The organism is Bradyrhizobium sp. SZCCHNS2022, from assembly GCF_032377575.1.
Lineage (GTDB): Bacteria > Pseudomonadota > Alphaproteobacteria > Rhizobiales > Xanthobacteraceae > Bradyrhizobium > Bradyrhizobium aeschynomenes.
This window is the reverse complement of the sequence record NZ_JAUHHZ010000001.1, coordinates 6,509,352-6,524,258: the sequence shown is the minus strand read 5'-3', so window position 1 is coordinate 6,524,258 and position 14,907 is coordinate 6,509,352. Positions and strand designations below refer to the sequence as shown.

Annotated in this window: 13 protein-coding genes and 1 other RNA gene; 6 read left to right on the top strand and 8 right to left on the bottom strand. The window is 66.8% G+C overall.

Features of this window, described 5'->3' with window-relative positions:
• The 4 genes from recR to ffs form a co-directional block, all read right to left on the bottom strand.
• Window positions 1-600, bottom strand: a complete 600-nt coding sequence (gene recR, locus QXZ94_RS29115) for a recombination mediator RecR (protein WP_006609565.1) — start codon at window positions 598-600, stop codon at window positions 1-3.
• A 25-nt stretch (window positions 601-625) separates the two neighbouring features.
• A complete protein-coding gene (locus QXZ94_RS29110) occupies window positions 626-946 on the bottom strand; it encodes a YbaB/EbfC family nucleoid-associated protein (protein ID WP_172111653.1) in 321 nt (106 codons plus the stop codon).
• A gap of 78 nt (window positions 947-1,024) precedes the next feature.
• Entirely contained in the window at window positions 1,025-2,866 is a 1,842-nt protein-coding gene (locus QXZ94_RS29105) for a DNA polymerase III subunit gamma/tau (RefSeq protein WP_315724215.1), read from the bottom strand.
• Window positions 2,867-3,012: 146 nt separating this feature from the next.
• Window positions 3,013-3,109: signal recognition particle sRNA small type (gene ffs / locus QXZ94_RS29100), an RNA gene on the bottom strand.
• A 148-nt stretch (window positions 3,110-3,257) separates the two neighbouring features.
• Here ffs and QXZ94_RS29095 point away from each other — a divergent pair.
• The 5 genes from QXZ94_RS29095 to QXZ94_RS29075 all read left to right on the top strand — a co-directional run bounded on the left by QXZ94_RS29095 (window position 3,258) and on the right by QXZ94_RS29075 (window position 7,171).
• Complete coding sequence (locus QXZ94_RS29095; RefSeq protein ID WP_315724213.1) at window positions 3,258-3,677, top strand: HIT family protein; 420 nt, start codon at window positions 3,258-3,260, stop codon at window positions 3,675-3,677.
• A 3-nt stretch (window positions 3,678-3,680) separates the two neighbouring features.
• Window positions 3,681-4,619 carry an NAD(+) diphosphatase gene (nudC, locus tag QXZ94_RS29090; RefSeq protein ID WP_315724211.1) on the top strand — a complete coding sequence of 313 codons (939 nt, stop codon included), beginning with the start codon at window positions 3,681-3,683 and terminating at the stop codon, window positions 4,617-4,619.
• 137 nt (window positions 4,620-4,756) lie between these two features.
• Entirely contained in the window at window positions 4,757-5,257 is a 501-nt protein-coding gene (locus QXZ94_RS29085) for an Lrp/AsnC family transcriptional regulator (protein ID WP_172131335.1), read from the top strand.
• 101 nt (window positions 5,258-5,358) lie between these two features.
• Window positions 5,359-5,721: a hypothetical protein gene (locus QXZ94_RS29080; protein ID WP_315724208.1), complete on the top strand. Its 363-nt coding sequence runs from the start codon at window positions 5,359-5,361 to the stop codon at window positions 5,719-5,721.
• Window positions 5,705-7,171: a methyl-accepting chemotaxis protein gene (locus QXZ94_RS29075; RefSeq protein WP_315724207.1), complete on the top strand. Its 1,467-nt coding sequence runs from the start codon at window positions 5,705-5,707 to the stop codon at window positions 7,169-7,171. Before QXZ94_RS29080 ends, QXZ94_RS29075 begins: the two co-directional genes overlap by 17 nt.
• A 63-nt stretch (window positions 7,172-7,234) precedes the next feature.
• Here the strand turns inward: QXZ94_RS29075 and QXZ94_RS29070 are convergent, their stop codons facing one another.
• The 4 genes from QXZ94_RS29070 to QXZ94_RS29055 form a co-directional block, all read right to left on the bottom strand.
• A complete protein-coding gene (locus tag QXZ94_RS29070; protein ID WP_315724205.1) occupies window positions 7,235-8,734 on the bottom strand; it encodes a phosphomannomutase/phosphoglucomutase in 1,500 nt (499 codons plus the stop codon).
• A 190-nt stretch (window positions 8,735-8,924) separates the two neighbouring features.
• The gene (locus QXZ94_RS29065) at window positions 8,925-9,425 is read right to left on the bottom strand and encodes a TIGR02281 family clan AA aspartic protease (protein ID WP_315726601.1); all 501 of its coding nucleotides are present in this window, start codon (window positions 9,423-9,425) and stop codon (window positions 8,925-8,927) included.
• Between the two features lie 160 nt (window positions 9,426-9,585).
• Window positions 9,586-12,060, bottom strand: coding sequence for an ATP-dependent helicase HrpB (gene hrpB / locus QXZ94_RS29060; protein WP_315724203.1), 2,475 nt, complete (start codon window positions 12,058-12,060; stop codon window positions 9,586-9,588).
• Window positions 12,061-12,170: 110 nt separating this feature from the next.
• Window positions 12,171-13,490 (bottom strand): UDP-glucose/GDP-mannose dehydrogenase family protein, encoded by a 1,320-nt coding sequence (locus tag QXZ94_RS29055; RefSeq protein WP_315724201.1) that lies wholly within the window; start codon window positions 13,488-13,490, stop codon window positions 12,171-12,173.
• 151 nt (window positions 13,491-13,641) lie between these two features.
• Between QXZ94_RS29055 and QXZ94_RS29050 the strand changes: the two genes are divergently transcribed.
• Entirely contained in the window at window positions 13,642-14,694 is a 1,053-nt protein-coding gene (locus QXZ94_RS29050; protein WP_315724199.1) for an acyltransferase family protein, read from the top strand.
• The last annotated feature ends 213 nt before the right edge of the window (window positions 14,695-14,907 follow it).

The following is a 14,907-nucleotide window of genomic DNA, read 5'->3' as shown; positions in this document are numbered from 1 at the left end:
TTAGAACAAGGTCCGCTGGCGCATCGCGGCCGAGAGCGTGCCTTCGTCGAGATAGTCGAGCTCGCCGCCGACCGGCACGCCGTGCGCCAGCCGCGTGACCTTGACGTTCGCCTCCTGCAGGAGGTCGGTGATGTAGTGCGCAGTGGTCTGGCCATCGACCGTCGCGTTCAAAGCCAGGATGATCTCCTGCACCTCCGGTGCATGGGCTCGCTGCACCAGCGCGTCGATGGTGAGATCCTGCGGCCCGACGCCGTCGAGCGGCGAGAGCGTGCCGCCGAGCACGTGATAGCGGCCGTTCGAGGCCTTGGCACGCTCCAGCGCCCAGAGGTCGGCGACATCGGCGACGACCACGATCATCGCGGGATCGCGCCGCGGATCGGTGCACACCGTGCAGGGGCTCTGCGTATCGATGTTGCCGCAGGTCTTGCACACCTGGATGCGGTCGATCGCCACCTGCAGCGCCGAGGCGAGCGGCACCATCAGCGCCTCGCGCTTCTTGATCAGATGCAGCGCGGCACGTCGCGCCGAGCGCGGCCCAAGGCCGGGCAGGCGCGCAAGCAGCTGGATGAGGCGTTCGATCTCGGGACCGGCGACGGCCATCAGTTCACGACGATCATCGAGCGGACTAACCGAAGCCGAAGCCCGGCGGCAGGCCGAGCTTGCCGGTGATCGCCTGCATCTTCTCCTGCATCGCGGCTTCCGCCTTGCGGCGCGCGTCGCCATGGGCGGTGACCAGCAGATCCTCCAGGATCTCGGCCTCCTCCGGCTTCAACAGCGACGGATCGATCTTGACCGACTTCACGTCCATCTTGGCGGTCATTCGGACCGCGACGAGGCCGCCGCCCGAAATGCCCTCGACCTCGACATTGCCGAGCTCCGCCTGCATCTCCTGCATCTTGGTTTGCAGTTGCGCCGCCTGTTTCATCATGCCGAGAAAGTCAGCCATCGGAGCACCTCATCATCAGGCCGTTCATGTTGAGCATCATCTTTCGGAAAACCGGTTTTCACTCGTCCGGATCATGCTCTAGAAATCATCATCATTGTCGGACTCGTCAGGAGGCTCGACAGCACTGGCGTCCGATTCGGGCGGCTCGGGGGCAAGCCGGCGCACTTCGATCACCTTGGTACCTGGGAACCGCGCCAGGACCTCCTGCACGCGTGGATCGGCTTCCGCAGCTGCCTCGCGCTCGCTCTTGGCGCGCAGGTTCTGCTCGCGCAAGGTCGCCTGGCCCTGCTCATTGGAGACGATCACGGTCCAACGCCGGCCGGTCCAGTCCTCCAGCTTACGCCCGAGGTCCGAGACAAGCGATCGCTGCGCCGTCCGTTCCAGCGCGATCTCCAGACGCCCCTCCTCGAAGCGGACCAGCCGCACGTCCATCTCGAGCGCGCTCTTGGTGATCAAGTCGCGGTTCTTGCCGGCGAGGGCGACAAGCTCCTGGAAGCTCCCCAGTCGCAGTGCCGGCTGGTCCTGCGACGCCGGCGACGGCTGCGATGCCATGGCCTGCGGCCTCATCCCGCCGCCGACCGCGGCAAGCGTTGGGCCCTGCGCACGCGGTGTCTGCATCGGCGCCGAACCCATCACCGGCGGAGCTCCCGCGCTCATGCTCGGCGCCGGTGCAGGACGCGAACCGCCGCCATTGGTGACGACCGGCGATCCCCCGCCGTTCTGCTCGATCATCCGAATCGCTTCGTCAGGTGTCGGCAGGTCAGCGGCATAGGCGATACGCACCAGCACCATCTCGGCCGCCGCCGCGGGGCGCGTCGCGCCTTGCGTCTCGGCGATGCCCTTGAGCAGCATCTGCCACATCCGCGACAGCACCCGCATCGACAGCTTGGTCGCGAAATCGCGTGCGCGCAGCCGCTCGGTCTCGCTGAAGGCGACGTTGTCGGCGGTGGCCGGCACGACCTTCACGCGGGTCACGAAGTTCACGAATTCGGCAAGATCCGACAGCACGACCACCGGATCGGCGCCGACGTCGTACTGCTCGCGGAATTCCTTGAACGCCGCGGCGATGTCGCCGCTCGCGAGATGATGGAACAGGTCGATGACGCGGGTGCGATCGGCGAGACCCAGCATCTGCCGGACGTCATCGGCGCGCACTTCGCCAGCGCTGTGCGCGATCGCCTGGTCGAGCAGCGACAGCGAATCGCGCACCGAGCCTTCGGCGGCGCGCGCGATGATGCCGAGCGCCTCGGGCTCGATCGTCACGCCCTCTTTCGTCGCGATGCCGGCGAGATGCTTCATCAGCACGTCGGCCTCGACGCGGCGCAGGTCGAAGCGCTGGCAGCGCGACAGCACCGTGACCGGCACCTTCCGGATCTCGGTGGTCGCGAACACGAATTTGGCGTGCTCCGGCGGCTCCTCCAGGGTCTTCAGGAAGGCGTTGAACGCCGCCGTCGACAGCATGTGGACCTCGTCGATGATGTAGACCTTGTAGCGCGCGCTGGCCGGCGCATAGCGCACGCTGTCATTGATCTGGCGGACATCGTCGACACCAGTGTGCGAGGCCGCGTCCATCTCCAGGATGTCCATGTGCCGGCTTTCCATGATTGCCTGGCAATGGGTGCCGAGCACCGGCATGTGGATGGTCGGGCCCTTCACCGAGCCATCCGGCAATTCATAATTCAGGGCGCGAGCCAGAATGCGGGCGGTGGTGGTCTTGCCCACGCCGCGGACGCCGGTGAGGATCCAGGCCTGCGGGATGCGGCCGGTCTCGAACGCGTTCGAGACGGTGCGAACGACGGCCTCCTGGCCGATCAGATCCGCGAAGCTGGAGGGGCGGTATTTGCGCGCCAGGACCCGGTAGGGCTTGGCGGGAGCGTCGGCGCTGTCGGGCGGAACAGGTGGGGCGCCAGCGTCAGTCATCGAGCGATCCGCAAGTGAGTATTCCAGGCCGGTCTCGATCGCGGTCGTCGACGCAAACGGCCTCGACGCAATCAACCGGAGTGCGGTCGAGCGCCCGCCCTGCGCGGGGTCCCCGCCAACTTTGCGCGATTCGCTCGAGAAAACAGGTAGGAGACTGACGAGCGACCCGATCCGGACCTCGTTAGGGCTGCTTCCTTCCGGACCTGACCCGGTTGGCGAGTGGCTCGTCCACCGCCAATCTCCCGCTGCCTATTTGGGGCCAAACGGCTCGGAAAGCAAGCGCGAGCTTCGCCGATCCAGCCCGCCACCGCGCGGGCTTGTGTCGCAGCTCGGAAAGGCTTTAGGTGCCGTCGATCTCCCCACCTGACCGCCCTGCCAGGAACACTAGCGCATGCCCGAATCAGCCTGGTCGCTGCATCCGCAACTTGCGAAGGACACGATCAATATCGGCGACCTTCCGCTGTCGCGCGTGCTGGTGATCAAGGATGCCAATTATCCCTGGCTTTTGCTGGTGCCGCGCCGAGAGGGCGCGGTCGAGATCATCGATCTCGACGAGGTCGCCCAGGCGCAGTTGATGACCGAGATCACGCGGGTGTCGCGGGCCGTCAAAGAGATCACCAAATGCGACAAGCTCAATGTGGCCGCGCTCGGCAACATGGTGCCGCAGCTGCACGTCCACATCATCGCGCGCCGCGCCAGTGACGTCGCCTGGCCGCGCCCGGTGTGGGGCGTCGCCCCGCCTGTGCCGCACGACCCGCAGGAGGTGGAGAGTTTCATCAGCGCGATCAGGCGCAAGATCTGGCTAGGGTGAGAGATGTCGCCATTCGACTTGTTTCCGTTGGGCAAGCCGGCCTTCGTCGGCCATCCAATCGAGCGCGCCGCGCATCTGCGTTTTTCTGACGACAAGCTGATCGCCTTCGAGAGCAAGCCGTCGACGCGCGCCTATGTCGTGCATCGCGATTCGCTGGTCTTGAAGCGCGACGGCGATCAGCTGCGCGCACTGCTGTCGATCGACGAGGCGCTCAAGTTCGGCGCCAATCCGGGGACGATCTTCCTCGGCCTGCTCGATGGGGCAGCCGTGTTCGGCATGGGCATCTCGCCGGCCGCGGTGGAGAAGCTCGCCGGCCGCGACGATGTGTCGGTCACCGAGCTGCGCGGGATGGCGATGCAGGGCGCGATCCCGGTCGACCAGCTCGCGACCATCGCGATGGCCAAGTCCATGGTGTCCTGGCATCAGCGCCACGGCTTCTGCGCCAATTGCGGCGCCAAGACCGCGATGCGCGAGGGCGGCTGGAAGCGCGAATGCCCTGCTTGCAAGACCGAGCATTTCCCGCGCACCGATCCGGTGGTGATCTCGCTGGTCGCCTCCGGCGACAAGTGCCTGCTCGGCCGGCAGAAGCAGTTTCCGGCCGGCATGTATTCCTGCCTCGCCGGCTTCGTCGAGGCAGCCGAGACCATCGAGGATGCGGTGCGCCGCGAGGTGTTCGAGGAATCCGGCATCCGCTGCGCCGATGTGGCCTATTACATGACCCAGCCCTGGCCCTACCCGTCGTCGCTGATGATCGGCTGCAGCGCTCGGGCGCTGAACGAGGACATCGTCATCGACCGCAACGAGCTCGAGGACGTCCGCTGGTTCAGCCGCGACGAGGCCCGGCTGATGTTGCAGCGCCAACATCCGGACGGGCTGGCAGGCCCGCATCCGTTCGCGATTGCCCACCATCTGGTCGGCCGCTGGCTCAAGGACGGCGTCTGAAGGCACCCAGACACCATCGCCGCGCGAAATCATCCTCTCGGCAGACCGCACCAGGGGGCGTGAACGACCGATCCTTGCCTTGGAACGATTTTCTCTATATGAGGGCTTCTCGACCTTCATATGGAACAAATTTCTCCATGTCCGACGTCTCCGCCCAGAGCCCCGAAGCCAACCGCCGGCTCGACGCCATCGACCGCAAGATCCTGATGGTCCTGCAGGAGGACGCATCGCTGTCGGTCGCCGAGATCGGCGATCGGGTCGGACTGTCCTCGACACCGTGCTGGAAGCGCATCCAGCGGCTGGAGGCCGATGGGGTGATCCTGCGCCGGGTGGCGCTGGTCGATCAGAACAAGATCGGCCTCGGCATCTCCGTGTTCGTCTCGGTGGAGAGCGCCGACCATTCCGAGGCCTGGCTGCGCAAATTCGCCGAGGCCGTCAGCTCGATGCCGGAGGTGATGGAGTTCTACCGCATGGCCGGCGACGTCGACTACATGCTGCGCGTGGTCGTTGCCGACATGCAGAGCTATGACGTGTTCTACAAGAAGCTGATCAGCGCGGTGCCGCTCAAGAACGTCACGTCGCGCTTCGCGATGGAGAAGATCAAGTCGGTCACGGCACTTCCGGTGCCGCCAGTCTAGGTCAGCCGCACGTTCCGGCCGAGCTTCGCTCGGCTTTCCGGACCGTTTCCCGTCATCGTTTACCGGAAGTTATCTCCATCCATCTATCTTCAGATGCGATGATGTCCGGTGCAACCATACCTTCGTCGTCGCGCGCCTGGCTGAATGCAATTGCCCTTTTGATCGCGAGCTTCGTCGGGGTGGCAGCGCTGTCGCTGCAGGTGCATCCCGGACGCGAGATCGTGGCCGTCGCCTTTCCACCCTGGTGGAGCGCGCAACAGACGATGCTGGCTGCAGCATCGGCTGACGCCGCTCTCGTGCGCACGACGAGCCTATCGTCGCTGCTGGTGGTCCGGCCCGGTGATCACCAGGGCTTGGCGCGGCTGCGCAAGGCAGGAGCCTGGCTCGTCATCGATCCGCAGGCAATCTCGGCCTGCTTTTCACAGAGACCGATATTGGGGGATGGGAATGACCGGCGAGACTGACGACCTGGCGCTTCTCCGTGCGACCACCAGCAAGCTTCTGCTGGCGGTGCTCTGGATCCACGTTCCACTCGCCCTCATCATCGGCCTGTCGCGCGGCGACTGGATGATGCCGACCATGATGATGGTCGCCTTGGCGCTGGCCGCGACGCTGTCCTGGCGCAGCGCCGGCGACAGTCTGTCGACGCAGCTCACGGTCGCCGTGGCCCTCATGGGCGGCGTGTCCGTGCTCGTCTACCAGATATCCGGTCATGCATGGCAGATCGACATGCACATGTACTTCTTCGCCGCGCTGGCCTGTCTCGTCGCCTATTGCGACTACCGGCCCATCGTGGCCGGCACCGTCGCCGTCGCGCTTCACCATCTCGTTCTCAACTTCGTCTTTCCTGCCGCCATCTACCCCGGCGGCGCCGATTTCGGCCGCGTCGTACTGCACGCGGTCATCCTCCTGATCGAGGCCGGCGTTCTCGTCGCGCTCGCGCTCAAACTGACACAGCTGTTCGAAACCAGCATGCGCATGACCGCAGAAGCCAACGCGGCGATGGCCGCCGAAGCACGCGCGAATGCCGAGCGGCTCGAGGCCGAGCAGCGCGCCAAGGATCAGGGCGACGTTGCCCGGCGCGCGCTCGCCGAAGGCTTCGAGCGCAAGATCGGCGGCATCGTCGAGGCCGTGGCGGTTGCTGCCAACGACGTGCAGACTTTGGTGTCGTCGATGAGCCGGAGCAGTGCGGAGGCCTCGCGTCAGACGTCGGCCGCGGCCCGCGCCTCGCAGCGGGCATCGTCCAACGTCGAGACGGTCGCGGCCGCGACCGAGGAGCTGACGGCTTCCATCGGCAGCATTTCCCAGCAGGTGACCCGCTCGGCGGAGATCGCCGCGAAGGCCGCCGAGGAGGCGCGCCGCACCAACAGCGTGGTCGAAAGCCTGGCCGCGGGCACGCAGAAGATTGGCGAGGTGGTGACGCTGATTCAGACGATCGCCAGCCAGACCAACCTGTTGGCGCTGAACGCCACCATCGAGGCCGCCCGCGCCGGCGAGCACGGCAAGGGCTTCGCCGTCGTCGCGAGCGAGGTGAAGGCGCTGGCCAATCAGACCGCCAAGGCCACTGAGGAAATCTCGAGCCAGGTCCAGAGCATCCAGACCGCCACGGGGGACGCCGTCAGCGCCATCCAGATGATCGGTGGCACGATCGCCGAGATCGATGGCATCTCCAAGGAAATCGCCACCGCCGTGGAACAGCAGGGCCTCGCGACAGGTGAGATCTCCGGCAACGTGCAGCAGGCCTCCGAAGGAACGCGGTTGGTCAGCCAGAGCATGGGCACCGTCACCCAGGCGTCCGACGAGACCGGCAGCGCGGCGTCCCGGCTCCTGGAATCGGCGAACGGATTGTCGTCCCAATCGGCCCGGCTGAAATCGGAGGTCGATCAGTTCCTCAATTCATTGCGGGCCGCATAGCTCGCCCGGCCTGTCGGACCAGCGCGAGCATGCCTCCTCGGTGGACATGCTCGCACTCCCTCGTCAGATCGTCTGATTGTAGGCTCCGACTTCGGGATGGGTCCGCAGCACGACGTTGACCGCCTCGAACATGTCGTGCATGCGCCGCTCCGATACCGGGCTTTCCACCACGACGACGAGCTCCGGCTTGTTCGATGACGCCCGCACCAGGCCCCAGCTGCCGTCCTCGACCGTGACGCGCACGCCGTTGACGGTGACGAGATCGCGGATCGACTGACCCGCGACCTTGCCGCCCTGCTGCTGCAGCGCCTGGAAGTGCTTCACCACGGCGTCGACGACGCCGTATTTGACCTCGTCGCCGCAATGCGGCGACATCGTCGGCGACGACCAGGTCTTCGGCAGCGCCTCCTTCAGGTCGGCCATCGACTTGCCCGGCGCGCGGTCGAGCATCTCGCAGATCGCGATCGCCGAAACGAGACCGTCGTCATAGCCGCGGCCGAACGGCCGGTTGAAGAAGAAGTGGCCGGACTTCTCGAAGCCCGCGAGCGCGTTGAGCTCGTTGGTGCGACGCTTCATGTAGGAATGGCCGGTCTTCCAATATTCGGTCCGCGCGCCCTGCGCCTGCAGCACCGGATCGGTCATGAACAGGCCCGTCGACTTCACGTCGACCACGAACTGCGCGTCCTTGTGGATGGCCGACATGTCGCGCGCCAGCATCACGCCGACCTTGTCGGCGAAGATCTCCTCGCCGGTGTTGTCGACGACGCCGCAGCGATCGCCGTCGCCGTCGAAGCCGAGGCCGACATCGGCCTTGTGCGCCAGCACGGCGTCGCGGATGGCGTGCAGCATCTCCATGTCTTCGGGATTGGGATTGTATTTCGGGAAGGTGTGATCGAGCTCGGTATCGAGCGGGATCACCTCGCAGCCGATCGCCTCCAGCACCTGTGGCGCGAACGCTCCGGCGGTGCCATTGCCGCAGGCCGCGACGACCTTCAGCTTGCGCTTCAGCTTGGGACGATTGGTGAGATCGGCGATGTAGCGCGCCGGGAAATTCTCGTGGAACTGATAGGCGCCGCCACCGGCGTTCTTGAACTCGGCGTTGAGCACGATCTCCTTGAGCCGGGTCATTTCCTCCGGACCGAAGGTGAGCGGCCGGTTGGCGCCCATCTTCACCCCGGTCCAGCCATTGTCGTTGTGCGAGGCGGTGACCATCGCGACGCAGGGCACGTCGAGTTCGAACTGCGCGAAATAGGCCATCGGCGTCACCGCGAGGCCGATGTCGTGCACCTTGCAGCCGGCGGCCATCAGGCCCGAGATCAGCGCGTATTTGATCGAGGCGGAGTAGCCGCGGAAATCGTGGCCGGTGACGATCTCCCGGCTGACGCCGCGCTCGGCGATCAGCGCGCCCAGCCCCATGCCGAGCGCCTGCACCCCCATCAGGTTGATCTCCTTGTTGAACAGCCAGCGCGCGTCATATTCGCGGAAGCCCGTCGGCTTCACCATCGGCTCGGATTCGAACGCGTAGGTATTGGGGAGCAGGACCGGCTTCGGCTTGGGAAACATCGGGAGGGAGCCTCGGGGAAAATCACATCAATGGAAGAATACGGTCGTGCCGCGCACGACGTCAGACGACAATGGCAGAAGGCCGATGAATGCAGGCAACAATCGGGCAGGATCGCCCTGCCCACGCGATCACTGGTCCTGCCGGTATATGGGGGCCGCCAATGGGTAGGCCAAGCAGACTTGGCGCGGCCTATTGCTCCAGCACCATCTGGCCGTTGGCGTACGCGAAGCGCTTCAGCTTCGACAGGAAGGACAGGCCGAGCAGGTTCTCCGACAACGCCGGGTCGGGCAGCACCAGGGCGTCGACGTCGCGCACGATGAGCTCACCGACTTCGACCATCGCAAGCTTGGCCCGCGCCGCCTTCACGGTTCCGTTCGCCGTGGTCACGGTCGCAGTGTAGTCGCCGCGCGCCGGGCGCAGGCCGAAGCGGGCGGCCGAGCTTTCGTTCAGCGCGACCATCGAGGCGCCGGTGTCGATCATGAAACTGATGCGCTGGCCGTCGATGCGGCCATCGGCACGGAAATGGCCGCGGCGATCGGTCGGGATGCTGAGGCTCCGCTGGCCTGCGGCGGGGGTCTCCACCGTCGCGCTGCGGACGGACGTCGTCGCAGACGCCGGCGCCGGCGTCAGGCGATCGGCCAGTTGCGCCATGAAGGTGCCGAGGCCGACGAGAACGGCCGCGAAGATCATTATGTTACGCATCACGCAACGCCCGACTTTACCCCGCAACCGACTTGACCATGAAAGCCGCTGACGGGCGACTGAAGCGGAGCGGCTGCCGGTGCCATTTTGGCGAAAACGATGAGCGAACCGTTAACGATGACGACGCGGACGGTATAATTTGCATCGGCTACGTGCCTCGCGGCTTGGCCCGCCGGGTCGGCAGCGCATTGGCGGGATCCTCCGGCCAGGGATGGCGCGGATAGCGGCCGCGCAGGTCGGTGCGGACGGCGGCGTAGGAACCGCGCCAGAAGCCGGGCAGATCGCGCGTCACCTGCACCGGCCGCTGTGCCGGCGACAGCAGCTCCAGAACGAGCGGCACCGCGCCGCGGGCGATCGACGGATGGACGTTGAGCCCGAACAGCTCCTGCAGCCGGACCGCGATGGTCGGCCCCTGCTCGGCCTCGTAGTCGATGGCCAGCATGGTGCCGGTGGGCGCCTCGAAATGCGTCGGCGCCTCCTTGTCGAGCCGCGCGCGCAGGTCCCAGGGCAACAGCGCCATCACGGCATCCGAGACGTCCCCGGGCGAGACCTCCTTGAGCGCGGTCTTGTCGGCCAGCAGCGGCACCAGCCAGTCCTCGCGCCGCGCGGCGAGGCCCGCATCCGACAGGTCCGGCCAGCTGTCGCCTTCCGCCTTGCGCAGGAACGTGACCCGGTCGCGCCACTGCTTGGCGGCCTTCGACCAGGGCAGCCGGTCGAGGCCGGCGGTGCAGACTGCCTCAGCGAAGATCCGCGCGGTCTCCTCTGACGGCGTCAGTGCGACCGGCGCATCGGCCATCGTGATCGCGTGCAGCTTGCGCTTGCGGCGCGCCCGCAGCGCCATCGCCTCCTTGTCGAAGCTGACCTCGTCCTTCGCCTCGATGTGAGCCGCGAAATGACGCTCGATGTCCTCGATGGCGAGCGGCGCCGCCAGCAGGATGCGGCCGCTCGCCGCCGTCCCGGTCAGCTCGCCCACGGCGATGTAGGGCACGCGTGCCAGCGACGAGGTTGGCTCGACCGCAGCGCCGCGGCCGTTGGCCAGCACGAAGCTGCCATTGCCGCGATTGCGCGCGACCCGATCGGGGAAGGCAAACGCCAACATCAGGCCGGTCGTCAGCTCCCCGTCCCATTGCGCGGAGGAGGCGCTGCCGACCTGCTGCGCCCAGCGCCGCGCCAGATCGCGCGCACTCTGTGCCCGCGGCGAGCGGTCCCGGCGGAACTGGTCGAGCCGCACCTCGAGATCGACGCTATCGCCGCCGAGCCCACGCTCGGTCAGGATCGCGGCGATGTCCGCGGCTTGGGCAGCGGCACCGCAATCGGCGGCATCGACGATCATGCGCGCCAGCCGCGGTGGCAGCGCCAGCGCACGCAGGCGCCGGCCCTCGTCGGTGAGCCGGCCGTCGGCATCGAGCGCGCCAAGCTCGCTGAGCAGATCGCGCGCCTCCTTCCAGGCCGGAAGCGGCGGCGGGTCGAGGAAGGAGAGCGTGGAGGGATCGCTGACGCCCCATTGCGCGAGGTCGAGCACCAGCGACGACAGATCGGCGCTCAGGATTTCCGGCTGGGTGTAGGCCGCGAGCGAGGCGGTCTGCGGCTCGTCCCACAGCCGGTAGCACACGCCCGGCTCGGTGCGGCCGGCGCGACCGCGGCGCTGGTCGACGGCGGCGCGCGAGGCGCGCACCGTCTCCAGCCGGGTCAGGCCGATGTCCGGCTCGTAGCGCGGCACCCGCGCGAGGCCGGAATCCACCACGATGCGGACGCCCTCGATGGTCAGAGAGGTCTCGGCGATCGAGGTCGCCAGCACCACCTTGCGGTGGCCCTTCGGCGCCGGCGAGATGGCGCGGTCCTGGACCGCGGCATCGAGCGCGCCGAACAGCGGCACGATCTCGATCGCAGCGTCATGGACGCGCTCGGCAAGCATGGTCTGGGTGCGCCGGATCTCGGCGGCGCCGGGCAGGAACGCCAGCACCGAGCCGGCATCGGCGCGCAGCGCGGCCGCGATGGTCTCGGCCATCTGCCGCTCGACCGGGGCGTCCGGCTTGCGGCCGACATAGCGCGTCTCGACCGGATAGGCCCGGCCCTCGCTCTCGACCACCGGCGCATCGCCAAGCAGCTTGGCGATCCGGGCGCCGTCCAGCGTCGCCGACATCACGAGAATTCGGAGGTCCTCACGCAGCCCCTGCTGCGCATCACGCGCCAGAGCGAGGCCCAGATCGGCATCGAGCGAGCGCTCGTGGAATTCGTCGAACAGCACCGCGGCGACGCCGGTCAGCTCGGGATCGTCGAGGATCTGGCGGGTGAAGATGCCCTCGGTGACGACCTCGATGCGGGTCGCGCGCGACACCTTCGAGCCGAAGCGCACGCGATAGCCGACGGTGTCGCCGGCGCGCTCGCCGAGCGACTTGGCCATCCTCTCGGCGCTGGCGCGGGCCGCGATGCGGCGCGGCTCCAGCACGATGATCTTGTTGTCCCCGACCCACGGCGCATCGCGCAGCGCCAGCGGCACCCGCGTGGTCTTGCCGGCGCCGGGCGGTGCCACCAGCACGGCGGTGTTGCGGCGTTCGAGCGTGCCGGACAATTCGTCCAGCACGGCATCGATGGGCAGCGGTGTGTCGAAGCGAAGGGGCAATCAACCAACCCGTTGTCACCCGCCGAGGCGGGTGATCCAATCATGCAGATCGCCTCGCGGCGATCGGTCGTCGTGCATACTCCGCCTGCGCGGCGTATGACAACGGCGTGTCACGCGCGCGTCACCGACGGCCGCCCGACGCTCTCGTAGACGAAGCCGTGGGCGGCCATCTCCTCGGGGCGGTAGACGTTACGCAGGTCGACGACGACGGGACTGGCCATCACCTGCTTGAGGCGGTCGAGATCCATGGCGCGGTACTGCACCCACTCCGTCACCAGCACGATCGCATCGGCGCCCGTCGCGCAGTCATAGGGATCCTCGTAATAGGCGATCTCCGGCAGCTCCTTCTTGGCCTGCTCGATGCCGACCGGATCATGCGCGCGCACCTTGGCGCCCATGTCGAGCAACCCCGTCACCAGCGGGATCGACGGCGCCTCGCGCATGTCGTCGGTCTCCGGCTTGAAGGTGAGGCCGAGCACCGCGACCGTCTTGCCGCGCAGATTGCCGCCGACGGCGTGCGCCACCTTGCGCGCCATCGCGCGCTTGCGGTTGTCGTTGACCGCGAGCACGGATTCGACGATGCGCAGCTGCGTGTCGTAGTCCTGCGCGATCTTGATCAGCGCGCGCGTATCCTTCGGAAAGCATGAGCCGCCGAAGCCGGGACCGGCATGCAGGAACTTCGAGCCGATGCGGTTGTCGAGGCCGATGCCGCGCGCGACCTCCTGCACGTCGGCGCCGACCTTCTCGGCGAGATCGGCGACCTCGTTGATGAAGGTGATCTTGGTCGCCAGGAACGCATTCGCCGCGTATTTGATCAGCTCGGCGGTGCGCCGCGCGGTGTACATGACCGGCGCCTGGTTCAGCGACAGCGGACGATAGATGTCCCCGAGCGCCTTGCGGCCACGCTCATCGTCGGTGCCGACCACGATACGATCAGGCCATTTGAAGTCGCGGATCGCAGCACCCTCGCGGAGAAATTCCGGATTGGAGGCGACCACGACGTCGGCCGCCGGATTGGTCTCGCGGATGATGCGCTCGACCTCGTCGCCGGTCCCGACCGGCACCGTCGACTTCGTCACGACGACCGTGAATCCGGTGAGCGACGCGGCGATCTCGCGCGCCGCCGCATAGACGTAGGTGAGGTCGGCATGACCATCGCCGCGCCGCGACGGCGTGCCGACGGCGATGAAGACGGCGTCGGCATCCGCGACCGGCTGCTTCAGATCGGTCGTGAAGTCGAGCCGCTTGGCCTTCACATTGGTTGCGACGAGCGCATCCAGGCCGGGCTCGAAGATCGGAATTTCTCCGCGATGCAGCGCGGCGATCTTGCTCTCGTCCTTGTCCACGCAGGTCACCTGGTGACCGAAATCGGCGAAGCAGGCACCGGACACCAGACCCACATAGCCCGTGCCGATCATCGCAATTCGCATCGAAACCCATCCTTCAAGGTTAATACTTTGGCGTCTTAAACCATTTGCGGTTCAAGGGGAATTTAGAAAACGGCATGACGTTTGGATGACAGGGAGGAGTATTAACGGCTCTGCCCGACAATGCGGCAGCTCCGCGCCAAAGAGGGACAGCATGACCGCGAATGGTACGCCGCAATCGGCCGGAACCGAGACGCGCATCGACTGGGTGGACTACGCCAAGGGCATCTGCATCATCATGGTGGTGATGATGCACTCGGTGCTGGGCGTCGAGCTGGCCGCCGGCGAGACCGGCTTCATGCATGCCGTCGTCGCTTTCGCCAAGCCGTTCCGGATGCCCGATTTCTTCCTGATTTCCGGCCTGTTTCTGCCACTGGTGATCGACCGCGACTGGCGGACCTATGTCGATCGCAAGGTCGTGCACTTCGCCTATTTCTACGTGCTGTGGGTGACGATCCAGTTCGGCTTCAAGGCGCCCGGCTTTGCCGCCGCTTCCGGCTGGCAGCACGCCGGCTATCTGTACCTGGAGTCCTTCATCGAGCCGTTCGGCACGCTGTGGTTCATCTATCTCCTGCCGATCTTCTTCGTCGTCATCAAACTGACACGAAAGCTGCCGGCACCGGTGATCTGGGGCATCGCGGCCGGCCTCGAAATGTCGCACATCGTCACCGGCTGGACCGTGATCGACGAGTTCTGCGCCCGCTTCGTCTACATCTATTCGGGCTATCTGTTCGCGAACTACATCTTCGCAGTGTCGGACCGCGCGCGGGCACAGCCCCTGCTGGCCGTCGCCGGCCTGCTGGCCTGGGCGGTGGTCAACCAGGGCCTCGTGACGCTCGGCGTCAGCGAGTGGCCGGTGATCTCCCTGACGCTCGGCTATGCCGGCGCGGTCGCCATCATCGTCGCCGGCACGCTGCTCGCGCGCGCCCAGCTGCTCACCGCGCTCAGGTTCTGCGGCGAGCATTCGATCGTGATCTATCTCGCCTTCTTCCTGCCGATGGCGGCGACCCGGACCGTGCTGCTGAAAACAGGGATCATCGCGGACGTCGGCACGATCTCGCTGCTGGTCACCGTCGCCGGCGTTGTCGGCGCGCTCGTCATCTGGCGCCTCGCGCTGCGTGTCGGCGCCCGCTTCCTGTTCGAGCGGCCGATCGCGTTCTGGATCGCGCCGCCGAAGCAGCGCGCCGCGTTGCAGCCAGCGGAGTAGCGTCAAACTCGGCGTCGTCCCGGGCGAAGACCCGGGACCCATATCCACCGTCGTCCGTGTTGGGCATGCTGTGGCTCCAGCTTGCCGCCTCATCACCGCCTGGGAGTATGGGTCCCGGGTCGGCGCCCCGCCGGCGCTTCGCGCCGTCGGGGCTTGCCCGGGACGACGACGAAGTTTGTGGCGCCGATCCAGCGTGACAGGGGCATCGAATTG